General features: G+C 57.4%; 2 protein-coding genes. Both read right to left on the reverse strand.

Annotated elements, in window-relative coordinates:
- The coding region (locus H1B37_RS32590) for an RHS repeat domain-containing protein (RefSeq protein ID WP_182871448.1) at positions 1–827 on the reverse strand (827 nt) is incomplete at its 3' end.
- Positions 828–852: 25 nt separating this feature from the next.
- Positions 853–1833, reverse strand: coding sequence for a tyrosine-type recombinase/integrase (locus tag H1B37_RS32595; RefSeq protein WP_182871449.1), 981 nt, complete (start codon positions 1831–1833; stop codon positions 853–855).
- Positions 1834–2167 lie beyond the last annotated feature (334 nt).

Consider the following 2167-nt stretch of genomic DNA (forward strand, 5'->3'; position numbering starts at 1 on the left):
GTTCCGAAGTTTCCGGGGCCGCGGTTTCCTTTGGGTGGCGTATAATTGAAAGGAGTGATTGTCCCGCCGGAAACATCAGGCCCTTGATGATTGTACGGCGGCTTCAATACACCCAAGCCTGGAAACGGTACAAAGAACGCACCGGTCAATTTCGCCTCGTAGTTCAGCGAAAAACAGGTCATGCCAACGCATTCATCACAAGTGGGCTTCCTGCACTTGCTGTGTGTTTTCAATGAAACCTTAATTCTTGCTGTTTCATATGTGCGTCTTTCATCATCCCCGCCGCGAGACCATTCCCACTCATCGATCCCTATCTTCATTCCGCTTGGATCTAATCCTGAAACCGCAAAGTATGAAGCGGTAAGTGACATCCCATCCACGTGCCCAATCGGGTCCCTGGAACAGAATCGCCCCGAGATCGGATCGTGCATTCGGGCTCGGAAGTGATAGAGCTCAAATTCTTCGTCCCATTCGCGCCCGGTGTAGGCATACCGATTTCCTTCGGTCGTCGTCGTCCGCGCTGTCCCGCTACCATCAAAGATCGACAGTCTCCCATACGCATCATAAGCGTACCTTTCCTTGATCGTCCCGCTCGAATCGGTCAGCGCGGTGATGCTGTACTGTTGGGTGCGGAGATAGCGAACCGTGAACTTGATAGATGGCTTGTCGCTTTCGGGGCGTGATTTTCCGGGCGAGCAGGTTTGTTGACGAAGCGATTTGCAGCTACGGCGTTGTTTTGAATCGGCGCACGGCTTAACGCCTCCCGCGCGGAGGCGCGCGAGACGGCGTTGAAGGGTTGGGCGGCGGGATGATCGATGACACAGCATCCCGATATTGTAGTCGATCGATCGACTACTCGGTGGGCTTGTCGTCGGGCTTGTTGGGATCAGACTGCGGTGGCCGGTCCTTGGCTCCCGGATGCGTCTTGTCGTGGACATCCCGCAGGCGGTTGATCGAGACGTGCGTGTAAATTTGAGTGGTATTGAGCTGCTCGTGGCCGAGAAGCGTTTGAATCGAACGCAGGTCCGCGCCGCCTTCGAGCATCAACGTCGCCGCCGTGTGACGAAGCATGTGACAACTGCCAGGCTTGGTGATGCCCGCGGCGGTGAGATAGGACTTGACCAACTGCGAGAGATTCACCGGATGGAAGACATTGCCGCGGGACGTTAAGAAGATCACTTGCGTGTCTTCGTCGACGAGCGTGGGTCGTCCATCGTGAAGGTATTTGCACAACCATTCCAGAGCGCGTTTGCCGGTCGGCACCACTCGGTCCTTGCGGCCTTTGCCTTGGCGGATGATCGCGAGTCCCGACTCGTGGTTGATGTCGTCGAGTTGGAGCTTGATCAGTTCACCGCGGCGCATGCCGGTGGCGTAGAGCAGCTCCAGTATCGCGCGGTCTCGAAGACCCGTTGGTGTTGTCAGGTCAACCGAGCTGAGTAGCATTTCGACTTCGTCGATCGACAAGTGCGACGATGGGAGACGCTGTTCTTGCTTTGGGACTTCAACCTTCGTTGATGGATCAGCCCCGATCCAGCCTTGTTCGGTCAGCCACTGGCACCAGCCGCAGACGGTTTTGAGATAGCTTGCCTGGGTGCAGAACTTCAAAGGCTTGCCGGTGCGTTCACTGCGGTAGTGATAGAGCCATCTGCGATAGGCGGCGAGCAACTCGGGGGTGAACTCGATGACCGAATCGATTCCGCGTTCGGATGACCAAGCGATGAACTTCGTTAGAACGTAGTCGCGGCGTGCGATGGTCGCGGACGACCAGTTGTTCATCTTCAGGTGGCTAAAGTAGCGTGACAGAAGGACGGTGGGAACGGGAACATTGGACATTGGTTTGCATCCGTTGGGATTGAGTCGGCGCGCACCGGGAGCCGGGCGAGCTGACTGGGGTGAAAGCGGCCGGGCGAATGCCGCCGCGGCCGAAGAAGACGGCGTCACCGATCGCGGCGATGCAGCTATGGCAAGGCTTCGAATCAGGGGGCCTTGCGAGGTTTGGGCGTCAGGTTTGACGCCAGAGCGGTTAGGTCGTTGCGGGGCAACGACTTGCGTGAATCAGAAGCGGCTTGAAGGTCGACGGAACCCTGCCGGAAGGGACCCATCAGCTTGGCCGTTTGGCCCGGAAGCTCTTGCTCTTAGGCCGGAAGGTTTTGGTTGTAGGTGGACG

The organism is Stieleria mannarensis, assembly GCF_014154935.1.
Taxonomy (GTDB): Bacteria; Planctomycetota; Planctomycetia; order Pirellulales; family Pirellulaceae; genus Stieleria; species Stieleria mannarensis.

Excerpts from the sequence above, each read along its gene's own strand:
- H1B37_RS32595 (WP_182871449.1), bottom strand. The coding sequence starts at position 1,833 with ATGTCCAATGTTCCCGTTCCCACCGTCCTTCTGTCACGCTACTTTAGC.